Origin of the sequence: Photobacterium lutimaris (assembly GCF_003025555.1) — a bacterium.
GTDB classification, from domain to species: domain Bacteria; phylum Pseudomonadota; class Gammaproteobacteria; order Enterobacterales; family Vibrionaceae; genus Photobacterium; species Photobacterium lutimaris.
Genome location: NZ_PYMH01000010.1, coordinates 141148 through 153878, shown reverse-complemented (window position 1 = coordinate 153878; position 12731 = coordinate 141148). Strand labels below are relative to the sequence as shown.

General features: G+C 52.7%; 16 protein-coding genes. 3 read left to right on the top strand and 13 right to left on the bottom strand.

The genetic code is table 11. The features are described from left to right. Positions 1 to 155: 155 nt before the first annotated feature. From C9I99_RS19210 to flgB, 13 genes are all read right to left on the bottom strand, one after another. Positions 156 to 752 (bottom strand): hypothetical protein, encoded by a 597-nt coding sequence (locus C9I99_RS19210; RefSeq protein WP_107350450.1) that lies wholly within the window; start codon positions 750 to 752, stop codon positions 156 to 158. Between the two features lie 96 nt (positions 753 to 848). Then, entirely contained in the window at positions 849 to 1904 is a 1056-nt protein-coding gene (locus C9I99_RS19205) for a hypothetical protein (protein ID WP_107350449.1), read from the bottom strand. A 53-nt stretch (positions 1905 to 1957) separates the two neighbouring features. Further along, a complete protein-coding gene (flgL, locus tag C9I99_RS19200) occupies positions 1958 to 2863 on the bottom strand; it encodes a flagellar hook-associated protein FlgL (protein WP_107350448.1) in 906 nt (301 codons plus the stop codon). A 10-nt stretch (positions 2864 to 2873) separates the two neighbouring features. Next, the gene (gene flgK / locus C9I99_RS19195) at positions 2874 to 4250 is read right to left on the bottom strand and encodes a flagellar hook-associated protein FlgK (protein ID WP_107350447.1); all 1377 of its coding nucleotides are present in this window, start codon (positions 4248 to 4250) and stop codon (positions 2874 to 2876) included. Continuing rightward, positions 4247 to 4744, bottom strand: a complete 498-nt coding sequence (locus C9I99_RS19190) for a rod-binding protein (RefSeq protein ID WP_107350446.1) — start codon at positions 4742 to 4744, stop codon at positions 4247 to 4249. Before C9I99_RS19190 ends, flgK begins: the two co-directional genes overlap by 4 nt. Positions 4745 to 4753: 9 nt before the next feature. Beyond that, positions 4754 to 5815 carry a flagellar basal body P-ring protein FlgI gene (locus C9I99_RS19185; RefSeq protein ID WP_243734676.1) on the bottom strand — a complete coding sequence of 354 codons (1062 nt, stop codon included), beginning with the start codon at positions 5813 to 5815 and terminating at the stop codon, positions 4754 to 4756. Between the two features lie 68 nt (positions 5816 to 5883). Then, positions 5884 to 6582 carry a flagellar basal body L-ring protein FlgH gene (gene flgH, locus C9I99_RS19180; RefSeq protein WP_107350444.1) on the bottom strand — a complete coding sequence of 233 codons (699 nt, stop codon included), beginning with the start codon at positions 6580 to 6582 and terminating at the stop codon, positions 5884 to 5886. A 3-nt stretch (positions 6583 to 6585) separates the two neighbouring features. Continuing rightward, positions 6586 to 7371, bottom strand: coding sequence for a flagellar basal-body rod protein FlgG (flgG, locus tag C9I99_RS19175; RefSeq protein WP_107350443.1), 786 nt, complete (start codon positions 7369 to 7371; stop codon positions 6586 to 6588). 10 nt (positions 7372 to 7381) lie between these two features. Next, positions 7382 to 8113 (bottom strand): flagellar basal body rod protein FlgF, encoded by a 732-nt coding sequence (locus C9I99_RS19170; RefSeq protein WP_107350442.1) that lies wholly within the window; start codon positions 8111 to 8113, stop codon positions 7382 to 7384. A gap of 10 nt (positions 8114 to 8123) precedes the next feature. Beyond that, a complete protein-coding gene (gene flgE, locus C9I99_RS19165; RefSeq protein WP_107350441.1) occupies positions 8124 to 9326 on the bottom strand; it encodes a flagellar hook protein FlgE in 1203 nt (400 codons plus the stop codon). 36 nt (positions 9327 to 9362) lie between these two features. After that, positions 9363 to 10079, bottom strand: a complete 717-nt coding sequence (locus tag C9I99_RS19160; RefSeq protein ID WP_107350440.1) for a flagellar hook capping FlgD N-terminal domain-containing protein — start codon at positions 10077 to 10079, stop codon at positions 9363 to 9365. A gap of 10 nt (positions 10080 to 10089) precedes the next feature. Continuing rightward, the gene (gene flgC / locus C9I99_RS19155; protein ID WP_107350439.1) at positions 10090 to 10512 is read right to left on the bottom strand and encodes a flagellar basal body rod protein FlgC; all 423 of its coding nucleotides are present in this window, start codon (positions 10510 to 10512) and stop codon (positions 10090 to 10092) included. Positions 10513 to 10518: 6 nt separating this feature from the next. Next, a complete protein-coding gene (gene flgB, locus C9I99_RS19150) occupies positions 10519 to 10884 on the bottom strand; it encodes a flagellar basal body rod protein FlgB (protein WP_107350438.1) in 366 nt (121 codons plus the stop codon). 214 nt (positions 10885 to 11098) lie between these two features. On the opposite strand from flgB, the gene flgA reads away from it, so the two are divergent. The 3 genes from flgA (at position 11099) to flgN (ending at position 12704) form a co-directional block, all read left to right on the top strand. Next, on the top strand, positions 11099 to 11863 hold the full coding sequence (gene flgA / locus C9I99_RS19145; protein WP_166645485.1) for a flagellar basal body P-ring formation chaperone FlgA: 765 nt from the start codon (positions 11099 to 11101) through the stop codon (positions 11861 to 11863). 69 nt (positions 11864 to 11932) lie between these two features. Then, entirely contained in the window at positions 11933 to 12241 is a 309-nt protein-coding gene (flgM, locus tag C9I99_RS19140; RefSeq protein ID WP_107350436.1) for a flagellar biosynthesis anti-sigma factor FlgM, read from the top strand. A 28-nt stretch (positions 12242 to 12269) separates the two neighbouring features. Beyond that, positions 12270 to 12704, top strand: a complete 435-nt coding sequence (gene flgN / locus C9I99_RS19135; RefSeq protein WP_166645484.1) for a flagellar export chaperone FlgN — start codon at positions 12270 to 12272, stop codon at positions 12702 to 12704. Positions 12705 to 12731 lie beyond the last annotated feature (27 nt).

Genomic DNA, 12731 nt, shown 5'->3' with positions numbered 1-12731 from the left:
TTTATTTATCAATATTCAACACCAATCATTTAACTACCAGCATTAAACGACAGGATAAACATTCATTATTTTATGGGGGCTAATTACAGAGAGTCACGAGATAAAGAAAAGTAAGAAGTAAGAAGTAAGAAGTAAGAAGTAAGAAGTAAGAAAGATTAAAATAGCCAATAGCAAAGAGAAAATACGATGACCGTGATAATGAAGCCGGTGCGCAGCCACACTTTGAGGGAGAGAGGAGAGCCCGAGGCAGAACCGGCTTTGCCGTTATTACCATAAGGGGTCCACAACAATTGCAGCGGTTCGTTGTGCAACACGCCTTTGGCGACCAAGCGCCAACCCTGATCTACGGTTGGCAACAGCGCCAACGATAACGCTGGCGGCAAAGTGGAGTTAAGCAATTGCGGTTCAGCGCCAGCTTGACCTATCTGCCAGCGGACAGTATGAGGCTGACCTTCAAATTGCAGACGAAGTTGCAACTCCCCTTCGCCCCCCGCTAGGCGGAAGCTCGGTGACTGTAGCGTTGGAGCGGTGTAGGCGTGAGTTTGCCCCAGTGACATCCCTGATAAATTAGCCAACATGCGGACAACCTGCCACTGGGCTTGTGGCAAGGGCTGAGGTGTCGAAGAGGGGGTATTGGCGGTGCTGGCACCTAACTTGGCGCCTTGCTGCGGCGGCGTGAATTGCTCGGCTTTCAACTGCTGGGGCTCAATTCGCAGTAACTTGTTTATCGCCGCAGAGATAGGTGACAGCATGGTGAACCCTCAATATCAGCTTGCCACGCGTTGTTGTTGGTCACGAGTGGCAACGTTCCATTTCTTACAGGCTAAGTGATTAATCGCTTAGCTATTTTACCGGCTCAACAAAGATACCACGGTTTGACGGTGGACATTGGCTTGCACTTTCAAATTTTGGAAGGCCGAGCTGAAGTTATCCCCGCTTGGCAGTATACGGGATAAATCCGCTTCCGCGCTGTCCAATACCTTGTCACTTAAATAGCGGTTACGCTGATTGATCGTATCAATCCGCTGCATGACATCTTGGTTATGGGTGCGAAGCTCTTGGATGCTGGATTTGATTTGCGTCATCATCTGCTGGGTGTGTACCAGCGTCTGACGCAGATGATCGTTACCGATCTGCCAGGTTTGCGGCTCAAACCGCGCTTCGGTGGTGTCTAGTTTAACCCGGTTGGGCTGGCCTGCCGGAAAGCGATCACCCTGGCCAACCACGCGCATTTTCTGCGACAAATGCTGCCAGTCGGCTTCATTGGCCGAGAACACCAATTGACGCTGCTTGTTGAGTGAGACCCCGATGCCATGCTCGTTGAGTGCTTGGCGAAACTGCATCGCCTGCTGCTCTGGGGTTGCATTGGCCGCTAATTTGACCGGCACCGCATTGGCCCCGCCTCTGGCAAGGTTGAAAATCACCGTCTCGTCACGCGGGCTGCTGCGTTTAGTATCCAGCCCCTTGATTTGGAAGGATGTACGCGGCTCGCCATGGAACACGGGCTTGAGCTGACGGCTCAGCACTGGCTGATCTTTATAGGTCGCCTGCTGCAGGCGCTGCTCCATCCGACTGGCTAACTGCTCTATCTCACCGGTAATTTTTGGCGAAGCGCTACCAGCACGTATCGCAAACTCTACCCGCTTACTCAACCGAGCAAGGTTTTTGCCTATATCATTAAGGCTCGCTTCCGCCACACGGGAGGCCGCAACTTTATGCTGGGCACGCTGGATCAAGCTGTGCTGGCGGGTGTGTTCGGGGGTAAGGGTTTGCGACAGGCGCAATGGATCCGGCTGCTTGTTGTCAGGTACCGCGGCCGTTTTAGTGGCTGGCCTTGCAATTACCTGCTGCTGGCGACTGGCACCGGCCGCTGCCGAGCGAAGATCATTTACCTGAGAAACCATGTGTTTTCCATCAATCAAAAAATACCCTGCCGAGATCACCGGCAGGGCAACTATTACATAATACTAAACAACGACAAGCTGGCTGTTTTGACATAGGTCGACTGGGTTGCCTGTAATGCCAACAGGTAGTTATTGTATTGCACCATGGCATCGGCGTAATCGAGATCTTCCAGCTGGCCGATCAAGTCATTGTTAAATAGCTCAACTTCACTGTGGCCATCCTGCATTGTGGTCAAGGCATTCTGACGGCTACCCAAACTGGTCACCGTACCCGATACCGACAGCATCGTCTCATCCAGTACATCTAGGCTGCGGCCAATAATGTTGCTGCCTTCAAGATCATAATCAGGGTCACGTAGCGCGGTCACCAGCTCATCCAGCTGATTGAAAATATCCATTCCGCCCGAGAAGAACATCTCCTCGGCATTGACGTTGAGCTGAACCGTTACGCCATCGCCAACCACCACTTCACGGATACCAGTATCACCCTGGTAAGTCCAGTTGCCTTCTTCATCTTTCACTAACGGTTGGGTGTTCACCTCGTTACCCGAGAAGATGTACTTACCGTTTTCATCTTTCGAGTTGGCCAGACTCACCAAGCTGTCTTGCAGGTGCTCAAGCTCATTGGCCATCGCGGCTCGTTCATCGGGACCATTAACACCGTTACCGGCCCACAGCATCAAATCGCGGACTTGGTGCAGGACATCAACAGCACTGCTGAGATAGGTTTCCTGCTTTTTGAGCGCGATATCCGCTTGCTCGATATTGCCCTGATATTGGCTAATCGCCGCCTGCTCTCGCTTGAGGTTCATCACCCGCGTCGAGGCCATGGGATCATCAGAGGGCACCAGCAAGCGCTTGCCGGTTGCCATTTGCTGCATGATTTTATTGATGCCCAAGGAGTTCTGACTCAGGCTACCAGACATCATCTGGCTATATTGATTAGTACTTACACGCATGGCAGTGTCCTTAGAATAGCTGCATGACTGACGCAAACATCTGATTCGATGCGCTAATCACCTGCATGTTGGCTTGGTAAGCTTGCTGATACATCATCAGGCTGACCGCTTCTTCGTCAAGGTTGACCCCGCTGGTTGCCGATTTTTCAATCGTGGCCTGGAGGTAAATATTACTGGCTGCATCGTGATCCGATTGTGCCTGACGGCTTTTGACCGCGATATCACCCAGCAAGGAATTAAACGCGCTGCCTAGCGTTTGCGAGCCCAAATCACCAATCTCAAATTCTTGGTCTTTAATCTCGATCAGTTTTAGCAGGTTGTCGGTATTACCCGGGGTACCGTCGCCAGACAGCGCCAAGTCTTCCGGCTTGAAGTCCGGATTGATAGACAACGTTGACGCGGGATTATCCGGATCAAAAACAAACAAGGGTTTGCCCGGCTCACCGTTCAGATCAAAACCTTCGGCCAGTTGGTCGTTAAAGGCTTGGGCAAACTCAAAGGCGATGTCATTGATCGCTGCCTGAGTGGGGACCAGCACATCTTTTTCATATGCCGCCAATGCCCCCAGCTTGCCGCCGATGTCGTCATCCAGCGGGAAGTTTTGGCCATTGAGCGACAGCGACAGCACATCGCTGCGCGGGTTATTCGGATCGGACTCTAGGCTGAACTGAGCCACTTGGTTCCCCATCACCAAAGGCTGGCCGTTAGGCAGGGCAATATTCAGCGTGCCGTCACCGGCATCGGTAATACGGACATCCACAATTTCCGACAGCTCGGCAATCAACACATCGCGCTCATCCTGCAGGGCTGAGGTATTGGCCCCCGTGGCATCACCTTTGCGGATCTCTTCGTTGAGCTTGCTGATATTCGAAAGCAAGCTGTTGGCTTGCGATACCGCACTGCTGCGCTGCTGTGATAAGTCATTGTATTGACCATCCAGCGAGCTGCTCAACTGGTTAAAGCGGTTACCCAGCGCTTCCGCCTCACTGATGATCAGCGAGCGGTGGGCAGAACCATAAGGTGAGACGCTGGCACCGTTCAGTGCCGAGAAAAAGCTGTCGAATCCCTGGCTCAAATCCATTGAATCACCCGACAACAAGGTCTCCAAACGCTTGAGCTGCTGGGCTGAGGTTGAGGCTGCGCCCAACATCGAACCAGCGCGGAAGATCTGGTTGGTCTGATACTGATCAGTAACCCGGCGGATCGCACTGACCGACACGCCGTTACCCGCATCTTTCATGCTCATGCTGGTTGAACCAATCGCCGATAGGTGCACCTGCTGGCGGCTGTAGCCCGGGGTGTTGATATTGGCGACATTCTGGGCCGTCACATTCATACCCACTTGACTTGCCTGTAGTCCAGACAAGCCGATATTCATCAAACTCATACGTTAGAGCCCTCACGGTTGAAATGCAGCAAAGACTGGCTAAATGCGTTGCCCGCGCTCGGACCTTGCTCTGCCTTGCTTGAAGTTAAAGCGACCTCATCGTTAGCTTCCTTAAACGCCGGCTCACCGCCCAGTTGACGGACGATCACTTCCGCCAAGCCAAGCGAGCTTTTTGACATTTCGATAGCGACCTGACCATCGAAAAATTCCTGATAGGTCTTATGCTCACGGCTTCCGAACAAGGCATTATCATCATCGGTACTGAGCGCCTCGCTCGCTTTACGCATCTGCTTTAGCACCATCTGCAAGAACAACGATTCAAATTGCTCCGCTACCGTTTGAATTGCCTGCTGCGAATCATTCGTGCTTTTCAGACCCGCCAATTGACGACTGTCGAATGTGGTTACCGTTCCCATCGTGGAGTTTGCCGCAATGCGGCTGGTCGCCATTGGCTGTAACGCCATTGTATTTACCGGTAAAACAGTTACTGTCATTCTCTGTCCTTAAATCACCACCAATTCAGCATCCAATGCACCCGAAGCATGCAGCGCCTGAAGGATCGCTATCAAATCATCGGGAGAGGCACCGAGGCTATTGACGGCTGAAACGATGGTTTCCAGCTCTACCCCTTCCGGCCAGATGAACATGGGATTACGCTCGTAGTTAATATCAATCTCGCTCTCAGGAGTCACGACCGTGTTGCCGCCACCAAACGCATTGGGTTGGCTGACGTTGAACGACTCGGCAATCGTCACAGTCAAACTGCCGTGACTCACGGCTGCCCGGCCAATACGCACGCCATTACCGACCACGACGGTACCGGTGCGGCTGTTAAACACCACTCGCGCTCGCTGACGGCCAATATCGACGGTCATATCTTCCAGCATCGACATGAAGATCACCCGCTGTTCAAAGTCCTGCGGCGCAGACACCTCAACCCGAGCATTGCTCAGCGCCACCGCAGTATCCGGACCAAACACATCATCGATTTGACGGGAGATATTACGTGCGGTGGTAAAGTTCGGGCGCAGCAAATTCAGCGTGACTTTAGGTTGGGAGGTAAAATCGGAAGGGATTTCCTCCTCGATAATCGCGCCGCCCGGAATGCGGCCGGTGGTCGGCACGTTGACCGTGATGCTCGAACCGGAGCGGCCTTCGGCTTTGACACCCGCCACCACCAAGCTCCCTTGGGCAACCGCATAGATCTGGCCATCAATCGCGCGCAGCGGCGTCATCACCAAGCTGCCGCCGCGCAGACTTTTGGCATCACCAATAGACGATACCGTTACATCAATGGTTTGCCCCGGTCCGGCCAATGGCGGAATGGAGGCATGAACACTGACGGCTGCCACGTTACGCAGCTTCGGGTCAATTTTTTCAGGTAGTTGCAAACCAAACTGGCGCAACATGTTAGTGACAGACTGACTGGTGAATTTCACCTGATTACGATCGCCCGTTCCATCAAGGCCGACCACAAGGCCGTAGCCAATCAGCTGATTTTCCCGCAATCCTTGGATATCCACCAAATCAATCAAATGGCGCTCGTTACTTGCAGCATTGGCCATATCAACAAACAGGAAAGGCACGACCAGCACAGTCAATAGAATGATAAGTTGCTTAAACATAATGCCTCTTAGATTGGGAACAGCGGATTGACAAACAGCTTGGTCAACCAGCCAGCGTCATTGGCATCGGCCAACACACCGCTTTGAGAATAGGTAATACGTGCATCACCCACGCGCTGGGAGGAAATCTGATTACCGTTATCGATATCATCCCCCCGCACCAAGCCATCAAGGCGGATAAACTCATCACCTTGGTTAAGGCGGATCCACTTCTCCCCTTTAATCCGCAACACCCCGTTTGGCAGCACTTCATGCACCATCACAGTAATGGAACCACTCAGAGAATTACGCTGTGAACTGGCCGAACTACCGCGAAAATCCCGGTTGCCGGAAAGATCACCACTGGCACTGCCGCTGCTTGAGCCTGCCGCAAAACTGCCCATCAAGCCGCCACTGGCATTTTTACCAAAGTTGGTATTGGCCTGTTTGCTGGAGCGAGTATCTTCATCCAGTGACACGGTCAGCATGTCACCAACACGGTAGGCCCGGCGATCCTGAAACAGAGTCCACATGTAACCGTCACGGTAGACCGACCCGCTGCGGGCATCCGGCAGCGAGTAATCCAGCATCGGTGGCGCGTAGTCCAAATCATCCGGTGCCGGACGCTCATCCATCAACGAGGGAGTGGATGAACAACCGGCCAGCAGCATGGCGGCCAGCCATGCGACCAAGCGCCTAACGGGTTTAACCTTCGTCAGTCTTGCCATGGCTTACAGTACCTGAGAAATGTACTGCAACATCTCATCCGATGAAGACAGTGCCTTGGCATTCATCTCATAGCCGCGCTGGGTCGTGATCATATCGACCATCTCCTCGACCACCTGCACATTAGAGCCTTCCAATACCCCTTGCTTAAGCTGACCGAATGCGCCTTCACCGGCTATACCGTCAATCACATCACCGCTCGATGCCGTGGCACGGAACAGGTTCCCGCCCAAGGCTTCAAGGCCGGCCGGATTGATAAAGTTAGCCAGGGTGATCTGGCCGATCTCCTGCGGCATATCATCATTAGCAATCTTGGCCGTCACGATACCGTCGCTACCGATGGTAATGGTTTCAGCATCTGCCGGGACTTGGATTTGCTGTGCCAACGGCAAGCCCTGAGTATTCACCAGCAAGCCATCAGAATTCATGTGGAACTGGCCATTACGGGTAAATGCCTGCTCACCATCCGGCGTTTCCAGCTCGAAGAAGCCCTTACCATCAATTGCGATATCCAGGCTTTGGTTGGTCGTTTGGTACATCCCTTCGGTAAAGACCTTTTGGGTACCGACGACACGTACACCGGAACCCAACTGGATACCGGTCGGCAGTTCGTTGACTTCATCCGCCATGGCACCGGGCTGGCGCTGGATTTGATAGAACAAATCTTCAAACGCCACGCGGTCGCGCTTGTAACCGACGGTGTTAACGTTGGCAAGATTGTTGGAAATGGTCGCCATTTTTGTGTCTTGGGCGGCCAACCCGGTTTTACTGATCCATAGTGCTGCGTTCATCTCTTATCCTTTACGCTCTGATCAGGCGGTTGCCTGCCTCTGCAATTTTTTCTGCGGTTTGCATCATCTTCAGCTGCATTTCGAAGTTTCGGCTCAGCTGCATCGATGCCACCATCTCTTCTACGGCCACAACGTTACTCTGCTCGAGAAAGCCCGATACCATCATCACGCTCTCGTCATCGTTGACTGGCTGCCGGTTGTTAGTAACAAACAGGCCGTTTTCTAACTTACCCAAATCCTGTACCGGCGGGTTCACCAGCTTCAGGCGTCCCGCTTCAACCACCAGTACCTCACCTTCCGGTACAATATTAACCAGTCCGTTGTCACCGAACTCGATACTGCTGTAGAGCGGGACATTCATCACATCGCCGCCGTCGGCAAGCACGGGCAGGCCGCCAATCATCAGATCACCGTTCTCGGTACGCTCAATGGCCCCCGAACGGGTATAGGCTTCATCGCCTTCTGGTAATTGAACGGTAAAAAAGCCGTCACCACGAATAGCCAAGTCCAGCTCGCGTCCAGTGGTTTGCAGTTCGGCAGCGTCAAAACGGGTACCCGCCGACTGGGCTTCAACCATGATACGGCTGTCAAAACCGCTGCCTTGCACGGCAAATGCCTGAGCCCGCTCCATATCAGCACGGAAGCCATGGGTATTGATGTTGGCAAGGTTATTCGCTCTTACTTGCTGGGCGTTGAAAACACGCCCGGCACCGCTTGCTGCGGTATAAATCAAACGATCCACACTACCGCCCTTACATGTTGAACAGCACTTGGGTAAGCTGCTGCTGGGTTGATAGTGACTGGGCGTTGGCCTGGTAGTTACGCTGCGCCGTCATCAGGCCCACCAGCTCACCGGTCAGATCAACGTTTGATTCCTCAATGTAGCCCGAGTACAAACCACCTAGCGTACCCGTTCCCGGTACACCGATAAGCGGCTGGCCCGAGGCTTGTGTCGCCGACCAGCCGGTATTACCCACCTGCATCAAACCACCGGTATTGGGGAAGTCCGCCAGTACTATTTGGCCCTGCATCATCTGCTCACCGTTGCTGTAGTTGGCAAACACCATACCGCTGTCATCGATAGTAATACCGGTCAGCTCACCGGCGGTATGGCCATTGCTACGGTTGGTCGATACCGCAAATTCACTGCCATACTGGGTGGTGCCGGTCATGGAAAGCGCAATGTTCATCTCGGCGGCACCTTCCGGGGCAAAAGTCAGGCCGATGTTGCCCGTAGGCTCGACCAGCTTACCGTTTTCGTCAAATTCTAAGACCTGACCGCTTTCGGCTTCCATCACCTCGCCGTTCATGGCGTAGTGTACTTCCCATTCATTCTCGCCCGTTTTCACAAAGTACTGGGTCAGGGTGTGCTCGTTGCCCAATGAATCGTAAACGGTTGTCGTATAAGAAGAGTTGAAGCTATCGCTGTCTTCTGGATCGAAAGGAATACGGTCGCCATTCTCATCGACAATCACAGATGCGCCAGCATCTAGGTTCGCGGCAAAATCAACACGATCCGTGGCTCTCGCCGCCACCGAACCGGTAGAGACCTGAATGTCACCGACAGAGCCGGTTTGAAGGTTACCGTTACTGTCGGTGGTATAACCCTGCAGACGAAGACCGGCACTGTTGACTAGGAAGTTATCTTTATCTTGCTGAAACATGCCTGCGCGGCTGTAGGTGTAGGCACCATCTTCACCCTGCAGAACAAACATGCCATTACCGCCAATCGCCAAGTCGGTGGTACGCCCTGTCATGTTGAAGGCACCATCGTTGAATGACTGGGACAGGCTCGCCAGTTCAACACCGCCCCCCATACCGCCGTTCATCAGTGCCGAAAATTCAGCGCGAGATGATTTGAAGCCAACGGTAGATACGTTAGCGATGTTGTTACTGATGGTGTTCAATTCCTGAGAGGTGGTATTCAAACCACTCATTGCAATGTTAAAGCTCATTATTATTTCTCTTCTAACCTAGTTTTTTGCAAGCCGTTATCGACGGCCAGCCAACGTAAATAAAGGAGTGGGCTCTGGAGACTGAGAGTCTGAACCGTGCGTTTCGCCGTACTGGCTAACATTGAAAAACGGCACATAGCCCACACCAGAGATCAGGAACTCTGGTGAACCGCCGCCCGGTGGAATGCGCATTCTTTCGATAGTGCCCGTAATCATGACTTCCGGCTTGTAATCACTGTCATTGGTGACCACAGTAAGATCGTATTGACCGTCTTTAAGCTCCATGGATTTAGGATCAATGACAAAGGTCACTTCGCCTTCACTGTTCGCCCCAAGCTCAATGGTGTCTACCAGTTCACCGGCATCATTGCGGATCTCCACTTTGAGATCGTCGACAGCACTGCCGAGTTCAATCACCGCATCCAGTGGATTGCCTTCAAGCTCCAAGGTATCGGTCGTCACACGCACGTCCTGACCAACCATACCTGCCGTGGTCAGCACCTGGATATTGTCGAGCAGCACCATCTGGTTGACGACAGTGCTGTTCATGTTCTGCATGGTCTCAACCTGGGTCATCTGCGCCAGCTGTGTCATAAACTGGGTGGTATCCAACGGGTCAAGCGGCGTCTGGTTTTGGATCTGTGCAATCATCAACGTCAGGAAGGTGTTGTCCTGCTGACCGTTGCCAGCAATAGGATCCTGCCCACTTGTCGTTGTCGCGCCATGGCTACTCGTAACGTAGGGAGTGCTCATCGTGATATCCTTACTGACCTAATTTCAACAGACCCTGCTGCATGCTGCGCGCACGCCCAAGGACATCAACACTGGTTTCAAAGCTGCGCGACGCTGACATCATGTCGGCCATTTCCGAGACCACATCCACATTGGGGTAAAACACGTAACCATCGGCATCGGCGATCGGGTTACTTGGCTCATAGCGACGAGATAGCTCCCCTTCTACTGGAACCACATCCATCACTTGGACCCGAGCCCCGGCGCTCTGGTTAGCCTGGAACTGGCTGTTTTCATATACCGTTGAAAACACTGGTTTTCGGCTGCGGTACGTTCCCGCCTCGGTGGTTGACGCGGCATCGGCATTGGCCAAGTTACTGGCAATCGTATTGAGGCGCAGCGTTTGCGCTGTCATTGCTGAACCGGCAATTTGGTAAATTTCACTGAATGACATAGTGGATTACTGTCCTTGAATGGCTGTCGCCAGCCCTTGAAATTTCATGTTCAAAAAAGTCAGGCTGGTTTCGAAGTCCATGGCATTTTGAGCGTAATGCGCCTGCTCAACCCCAAGTTCTACAGTGTTGCCATCCATCGTGTTGTTGTAAGGGTTGCGATATTGCAACGCAGGCGGCGTTTGTACCTGCCCCTGCCCCCCTAGGCGCTGTGCTTCCACTGAAGCAATGGCTGCCTGAAAATCAAAATCTCGCGCTTTGAACCCCGGTGTATCCACATTCGCTAAGTTACCGGCCAGCACCTTGGCACGCTCGGTACGAAGGGTTAAAGTGTGCGGGTGAATCCCGAGGGCTTTGTCAAAGTTGATCCCCATTTGGTGTCCTTTGAGTGCAAGAAATCAAAAACTGACCCATTACTAACAAAATGCGTGCCAACTATTTAAATGCATGATTTAAAATGGAAATACACCACCTTTCATCAAGGGGGGAGCAAAAGCGGAAGTGGCACTTCCGCTACGGAAAGGTGGGCGGAAACGACAGGGCGGAAGCAGTTCCGCACACAAAAAATGAATGAATGGAAGACATGAAATGGCGACAGTGACCCGCAACTCAGCGACAGCTCCCCTTATTGCCCTACTGCTCTGTGTGGCGGTTTTCACCCCAGCAGTATCGGGGCAGTCGGCCTTAGAGCAATCTGATTCGGCTGCTGACGCACAGATAGAACACCAAGTGTCTATGGCGATCCGCAAAGAAGTCAACCTAGCGGCGGGGCAACACCGCTGGCCAGCGGTCCAGCCTGAAATATTCCTCCGGCTACCAAGCGGGAGTCAACGATTAACACTTTGTGACTCCCCCCTCGCCATAGAGCGCGTAGACAGGCGCCGTTATCCTGCTGGCCGGCTGCGATTTGCTGTCAGCTGCCATCAGCCAACACCATGGCAACTGATGATACAAGCCGATGTCAATGTCACCGTTCCCGTTGCATTCGCAGTGCGTACGTTACGTAAAGACGAAATCGTCTCCGCCGATGATATTGTCTTGAAACCCACCGACATCGCGTCCATCAACCGAGAGTTTTTTGCTTCTGCACAAGATTTTATCGGCCTGCGCGCCCTCAGGCAGATCCGCCGTGATCAGCAGCTATCACCTTCTCACCTGAGCCCTGCCTACCTGGTTTCAGCCGGTGACAAGGTGATGATTCAAGCCAGCAATGGGCAGTTCCTCGCCAACATGTCAGGCATAGCACTAGAAGGTGGGTATACCAAGCAGCAAATACGGGTAAGAAACACCAGCTCAGGCAAGGTGATCAAAGCCGCTATCGCTAAGCCCGGGCTGGTCACCACGCTTTTCTAAATTGATTTAATCAAGTCGCTTCGCTGGTCGCTTAACCTTAGTATCGGAGAAGAAGTCAGGAGATTTGCCATGATCGAGTCAACCAAAGCAGGTTTGCAGTTAGCCACTGCAGTCCAAAACCAACCCAAGAAAACATCTGAAGCGACCAATAATGAAGTATCAACCTCGCCAGCGCCGCTCTCTTCAGTGAAAAAGCCCAGTGCTGATGTCAGCCCACAAGCGCAAAGCATGGATAGCTTACAGCAAGAGCTTAAGCGTATCCCTGATGTCGATATGGCGAAGGTCAATGAAATCCGTACCTTACTGGCCAGCGGTAATTACGAAGTCGATCTTGATGGACTGGCTGCCAGCATCCGCGGTGCCCACAGCCGCGACTGATTGTTTGAAACCCCGGAAGTTAAATACCATGAGCCCAAAATCAGCGTCAGTCATCAAGAACTTTATTCAGGATATCCAGCGTGATCTGGCTGATTACCAGCAGCTTCATCAACTACTGAAGGTGCAGCATCATAATATGCTGCACCGTAATGGCGACAAACTCACCGCTATGGCGACGCCCCATCAACATCTATTGCAACAATTACAACAACGCGCTGAGCTACGGACGTCGATACTCAATCAACTGGGCATGGATAACTCCCCCGATAGTGTCAATCGCCTGATCTCTGCCCTACCTGCCCAGTACCGCCAGCCTGTCGACCGAAAATGGGCACAGCTCAAACGCTTAGTCCATACCTGCATGGCACAAAACGAGCGCAACAGCCGCTTGTTGATGATGCAGCAAGACATCCTCACCCAGGTACTGCACCAAGATAACGATACCACCTACCAGCCAGTGTAATACCTGCTCCCATCGACTGTTCTGTCA